The sequence below is a fragment of the Pseudomonas sp. 21615526 genome (genome assembly GCF_013386245.1).
GTDB lineage: Bacteria > Pseudomonadota > Gammaproteobacteria > Pseudomonadales > Pseudomonadaceae > Aquipseudomonas.
The window spans coordinates 1-5,358 of sequence record NZ_JACAOM010000084.1; the positions used below are offsets into that span (position 1 = coordinate 1).

Genomic DNA, 5,358 nt, shown 5'->3' on the forward strand with positions numbered 1-5,358 from the left:
CGCTCCCACATTTTTGACCGTGTTGGGTCAGTGCTTGCCGGGCATGTCGATACCCAGCTGGTTAATCCGTCGATACAAGGTCGCCCTGGAAATCCCCAACGCCTGCGCCGCCGCCAGCGGCTTCCATCGATGCCGAATCAGTGCGTCCAGCACCAACTGCCGCTCAGGACTCACGCTTTCCGATGTTTTCACCGCAACCGCGTCACCACGAACTTCCACCGGCAAATCCGCCAGTTGAATTGTCCCGCCGTCGCACACCGCACACGCATACGCCAATACATGCCGCAGTTGCCGCACATTCCCCGGCCAGGCATAACCCAGCAGCGACTCCAGCGCCGCTGCCGCGATCCCGACCGCAACACCGCTGTGCCGCGCCTCCTGCTCCAGAAGTCGATTGATCAATGCCAGTTTGTCCATGCGCTCGCGCAATGGCGGCACACAGAACCGCGCACAGCCCAACCGGAAATACAAATCCTCGCGAAAGCTTCCAGCACTCACCAGCGCCGCCAAGTCCCGATGGCTGGCGCAGATCACCTGGATATCCACCGCCCGGGTTTTTGCCCCGCCCAGCGGCGCCACTTCACCTTCGGCCATTACCCGCAGCAGTCGCGTCTGCAACGCCAGCGGCATGTCGCCGATCTCGTCGAGAAACAACGTGCCGCCATCGGCCTGCAACAGCAGCCCGGTCATGCCCTTGCTGGAGGCACCGGTAAATGCCCCGGCCACGTAGCCGAACAGTTCGCTCTCGATCAGGTTTTCCGGGATCGCCGCGCAGTTCACCGCCACAAAGGGGCCGTCGCGACGGGCACTGCGTTCATGCAACTGGCGGGCAAACACTTCCTTGCCGGCGCCGGTTTCGCCCTGGACCAGCACCGGCAGGTTGCGGTCCTTGACCCGCACGGCCAGGCGCAGATGTTCTTCTACTCGCGGGTCTACCTGATGACTCGAAGACACCGTCGCACGTGCAGCCTTACGCCGCGGCGCGCTGACCCGTACCTGCAACGCCCCCGGCTCGCCGAGCCAATGCAACTGCTGCGTCGATTGATCGGTCACGGCGCGCAACGCGTCCAGGTCAAACACTTCGCCGATATGCTCCGGCAACTGCCCGAAGCGCAATCTCAGGGCCTGCCGCGCCTTGCTGTTCAAGGCTTGCAGCCGCCCATCCTGGTCCCACGCCAGCAGCATGTCCGGCTGGCTGTCGACGTAACCGGGCGTGCTGTGGGCCTGCAACACCCAATGTTGCCGGGCGCTGTGCATGAAAAACGCGTTCTCGATGGCCCGCGCGCTTTGCGCCACCATCTGCCGCACCAGGTGCTGGCTGCGCCGGTCATCCGGCGATTTCAGGGCGGAGGCGTCCATCACGCCCAGCAGGTTGCCCTGGGGATCAAAGATGGGTGCGGCAGAGCAGGTCAGGCCGATAAACGCCGCACGAAAGTGGTCGCGCTTGTGCACGGTGACCGCGGCCTTGCTGGTCAGCACCGTGGCCACGCCGCAGGTGCCTTCCTCGGCTTCCGACCAGCAGGTGCCGAGGTACAAGCCGGCCTTGCGGCAGTCGTTGCGAATGCCGGCGTCCACGCGGTGGTCGATGGTCTGGCCCTGGGCGTCGGTGAGCATCACGCAGTAATCGGCGTGGCGCACCCGGTTGTGAATCTGCCCGACTTCCTCACTGGCGATGCGCATGAACAGCTCGGCGCGTTCGCGGCATTCCTTGAGCAGGGTGCTGGTGAGGATGCGCGGCCCTTGCAGGGAACCGGGGTCGAGGTGGTGCTGCTCCATGGAGCGGCGCCAGGAATCAAAAATCAGCGACGGCACCGGCGCCTGGGGCAGGCGGTCGGCGTTGCGTACCACGCGGCTGACACAGTCGACATGGTCCTTGGAGTTCACGGCGAGCATGGAAGCCTCCGGTTCTCGATCCTTGTTGTTATGCCCGCCATTAAGCGCCCATGGGCCGGGAGGAACAAGGCCGGCCTGACCAACTGCCCGAGGTGAGACGCAGCGTCTCATTGCGCCGCAGACGCTGCGGGCAGGTTGCAACGGCGCGTCTCATTGAACGGCCCACAGTGGCACGTCCACGCTTCCAGGCAACTGCTCTGGGTCAAGGCTTTCCCGGGTTTTCCAACGGGTTGGCACAGGCCGTGCTGAGTGCCTTGCAGCTGGCCTGATCCAGCCTTTTGTGTGTCGAGACAACCTGGAGAACAACAAGATGTCCACTCACCTGTCCACCGATCAATTGCTCCATGCCTACACCGTGATGCGCACCATCCGTGATTTCGAAGAACGCCTGCACGTGGAATTCGCCACCGGCGAGATTCCCGGTTTCGTGCATTTGTATGCCGGCCAGGAGGCCAGCGCCGCCGGGGTCATGGCCCACCTCAACGATGAAGATTGCATCGCCTCCAACCACCGTGGCCACGGCCATTGCATCGCCAAGGGCGTGGATGTGTTCGGCATGATGGCCGAGATCTACGGCAAGAAGACCGGCGTCTGCGGCGGCAAGGGCGGCTCCATGCACATCGCCGACCAGGAGAAGGGCATGCTCGGCGCCAACGGCATTGTGGGTGCCGGGGCGCCGCTGGCAGCCGGTGCGGCGCTGGCGGCCAAGCTCAAGGGCAGCGCGGGTGTGGCGGTCGCGTTTTTCGGCGACGGCGGCTCCAACGAGGGCGCGGTGTTCGAAGCGATGAACCTGGCCTCGATCATGAACCTGCCGTGCCTGTTCGTGGCCGAGAACAACGGTTATGCCGAAGCCACCGGGTCCGGCTGGTCGGTGGCCTGCAAGGACATTGCCGAGCGCGCCGTGGGTTTTGGCATGCCGGGGGTGATTGTCGACGGCAACGACTTTTTTGCCGTGCACGCCGCCCTCGGCGTTGCGGTAGAGCGTGCCCGCAGCGGTAAAGGGCCGACGCTGGTGGAGGTCAAACTGAGCCGTTTCTACGGCCACTTCGAAGGCGATGCGCAAACCTATCGCGGCCCGGACGAAGTGAAAAACCTGCGGGAAACCGGCGACTGCCTGAGCCTGTTTCGCCAGCGCTGCACCGCCGAAGGCTGGCTCGACGCGGCTCAGTTCGAACGCATCGACACCGAAGTCGCGCAGCTGATCGAAGACGCCGTGCGCCTGGCCAAGTCCGATCCCAAACCCCAGGCCGCCGACCTGCTGAGCGATGTCTACGTCGCCTACCGCTAACCGCCACCCACTACAAAAACAATCCGTGGAGAAGTCATCATGGCTAGAAAAATCAGCTATCAGCAGGCAATCAACGAAGCCCTGGCCCAAGAGATGCGCCGCGACCAGAGCGTGTTCATCATCGGCCAGGACGTGTCCGGCGGCACCGGTTCGCCCGGTGAACAGGACGCCTGGGGTGGCGTGCTCGGCGTCACCAAGGGGCTGTATCCGGAGTTCCCCGACCGCGTGCTCGACGCGCCACTTTCCGAGGTCGGCTATGTGGGCATGGCCGTCGGCGCGGCCACCCGTGGCATGCGCCCGGTGTGCGAGTTGATGTTCGTCGACTTTATCGGCTGCTGCCTCGACCAGTTGCTCAACCAGGCGGCGAAGTTTCGCTATATGTTCGGTGGCAAGACCACCACGCCGCTGGTGGTGCGCGCCATGTACGGCGCCGGCCTGCGTGCGGCGGCCCAGCATTCGCAGATGCTCACCTCGATGTGGACGCATATTCCCGGGCTCAAGGTGGTGTGCCCGGCCACGCCCTATGACGCCAAGGGCATGCTGATCCAGGCGATCCGCGACAACGACCCGGTGATTTTCCTCGAACACAAAATGCTCTACAGCCTCCAGGGCGAAGTGCCGGAAGAGCTGTACACCGTGCCGTTCGGCGAAGCCAACTACGTGCGTGAAGGCAACGATGTAACCCTGGTGACCTACGGGCGCATGGTGCACATCGCCCTGGAAGCCGCAGCCAATCTGGCGCGCCAGGGTATCGACTGCGAAGTGTTGGACCTGCGCACCACCAGCCCGCTGGACGAAGACAGCATCCTTGAAAGCGTGGAGAAAACCGGGCGCCTGGTGGTGATCGACGAGTCCAACCCACGTTGCTCGATTGCCACGGACATCAGTGCATTGGTGGCGCAACGGGCGTTCGGCTTCCTGCGCGCGCCGATCGAAATGGTCACCGCGCCTCACACGCCGGTGCCGTTCTCCGATGCCCTGGAGGACCTGTACATCCCCAACGCGGCGAAGATCGAAGCTGCGGTGCTGAAGATTGCCGACAAGAGGAATGCCGCATGATCCATACACTGACCATGCCCAAGTGGGGGCTGTCGATGACCGAAGGCCGGGTTGATGTCTGGCTCAAGCAGCCGGGCGACCGGGTGGAGAAGGGTGAAGAGGTGCTGGATGTCGAGACCGACAAGATTTCCAGCAGTGTCGAGGCACCCTTCAGCGGGGTGCTGCGGCGGGTGTTGGCCCAGAGCGATGAGACCTTGCCCGTGGGGGCATTGCTGGCAATCGTGGTGGAAGGCGAGGCCAGCGAGGCCGAGATTGATGGGGTGATCGAGGCGTTCCTGGCGGGGTTCGTTTCCAGTGCCGCCGAGGCTGAAGCCAGCGGGCCATCGGCACAGAAGGTCGAGGTGGGCGGGCGCCTGCTGCGCTATCTGGACCTCGGGGAGGGCGGCACACCGCTGGTGCTGGTGCACGGTTTTGGTGGCGACCTGAATAACTGGCTGTTCAATCACCCGGTGCTCGCGGCTGAGCGGCGGGTGATCGCCCTGGATTTGCCGGGGCATGGCGAGTCGGGCAAGTACCTGCAAACGGGCGAGCTTGAGGAGCTGAGCCAGGCGGTATTGGCACTGCTGGATTATCTGAAGGTTGACCGGGTACACCTCGCCGGGCATTCCATGGGCGGGCTGGTTTCCCTGAACCTCGCGCGGGTGGCACCGCAGCGTGTGGCGTCGTTGACCCTGATCGCCAGCGCTGGATTGGGTACGCAGATCAACAGTGACTACCTGCAAGGTTTTATCGACGCGAGCAATCGCAATGCACTCAAGCCGCAACTGGTGCAACTGTTCAGCGATCCGGCGCTGGTGACTCGGCAGATGCTGGAAGACATGCTCAAGTTCAAGCGCCTGGAGGGTGTGGAGCAGGCGTTGCGGCAGATCACCGGAGCGTTGTTCAGCGGTGGTCGGCAATTGGTGGATTTGCGCAGTGTGGTGGGGCAGCAGCCGAGCCTGGTGATCTGGGGCAGTGAGGACGCAATTATTCCGGCGAGCCATGCCCAGGGGTTGGAGGCTCAGGTGGAGATACTGCCGGGGCAGGGGCATATGGTGCAGTTGGAGGCAGCGGAGCGGGTGAATCAGTTGATGCTGGCGTTTCTTAGGACCTGATCGTTCCCACGCTCCGCGTGGGAA

The 5,358-nt window shown here is 63.8% G+C and carries 4 protein-coding genes; 3 read left to right on the plus strand and 1 reads right to left on the minus strand.

What is annotated here, in order from left to right; all coding sequences use genetic code 11:
* Positions 1–27: 27 nt before the first annotated feature.
* A complete protein-coding gene (locus HX786_RS23410; RefSeq protein ID WP_178912655.1) occupies positions 28–1,893 on the minus strand; it encodes a sigma-54-dependent Fis family transcriptional regulator in 1,866 nt (621 codons plus the stop codon).
* A gap of 310 nt (positions 1,894–2,203) precedes the next feature.
* On the opposite strand from HX786_RS23410, the gene HX786_RS23415 reads away from it, so the two are divergent.
* The 3 genes from HX786_RS23415 to HX786_RS23425 are packed head-to-tail and all read left to right on the plus strand — an operon-like array spanning position 2,204 to position 5,334.
* On the plus strand, positions 2,204–3,181 hold the full coding sequence (locus HX786_RS23415; RefSeq protein ID WP_003219159.1) for a thiamine pyrophosphate-dependent dehydrogenase E1 component subunit alpha: 978 nt from the start codon (positions 2,204–2,206) through the stop codon (positions 3,179–3,181).
* Between the two features lie 39 nt (positions 3,182–3,220).
* Positions 3,221–4,240, plus strand: coding sequence for an alpha-ketoacid dehydrogenase subunit beta (locus tag HX786_RS23420; protein WP_003219158.1), 1,020 nt, complete (start codon positions 3,221–3,223; stop codon positions 4,238–4,240).
* A complete protein-coding gene (locus HX786_RS23425) occupies positions 4,237–5,334 on the plus strand; it encodes an acetoin dehydrogenase dihydrolipoyllysine-residue acetyltransferase subunit (RefSeq protein WP_178912656.1) in 1,098 nt (365 codons plus the stop codon). The genes HX786_RS23420 and HX786_RS23425 overlap by 4 nt, the downstream gene beginning before the upstream one ends.
* Positions 5,335–5,358 lie beyond the last annotated feature (24 nt).

What these genes read in the sequence shown, in the direction of transcription:
- HX786_RS23410 (WP_178912655.1), bottom strand. Translation starts at nt 1,893, where the DNA reads ATGCTCGCCGTGAACTCCAAGGACCATGTCGACTGTGTCAGCCGCGTG.
- HX786_RS23415 (WP_003219159.1), top strand. Translation starts at nt 2,204, where the DNA reads ATGTCCACTCACCTGTCCACCGATCAATTGCTCCATGCCTACACCGTG.
- HX786_RS23420 (WP_003219158.1), top strand. Translation starts at nt 3,221, where the DNA reads ATGGCTAGAAAAATCAGCTATCAGCAGGCAATCAACGAAGCCCTGGCC.
- HX786_RS23425 (WP_178912656.1), top strand. Translation starts at nt 4,237, where the DNA reads ATGATCCATACACTGACCATGCCCAAGTGGGGGCTGTCGATGACCGAA.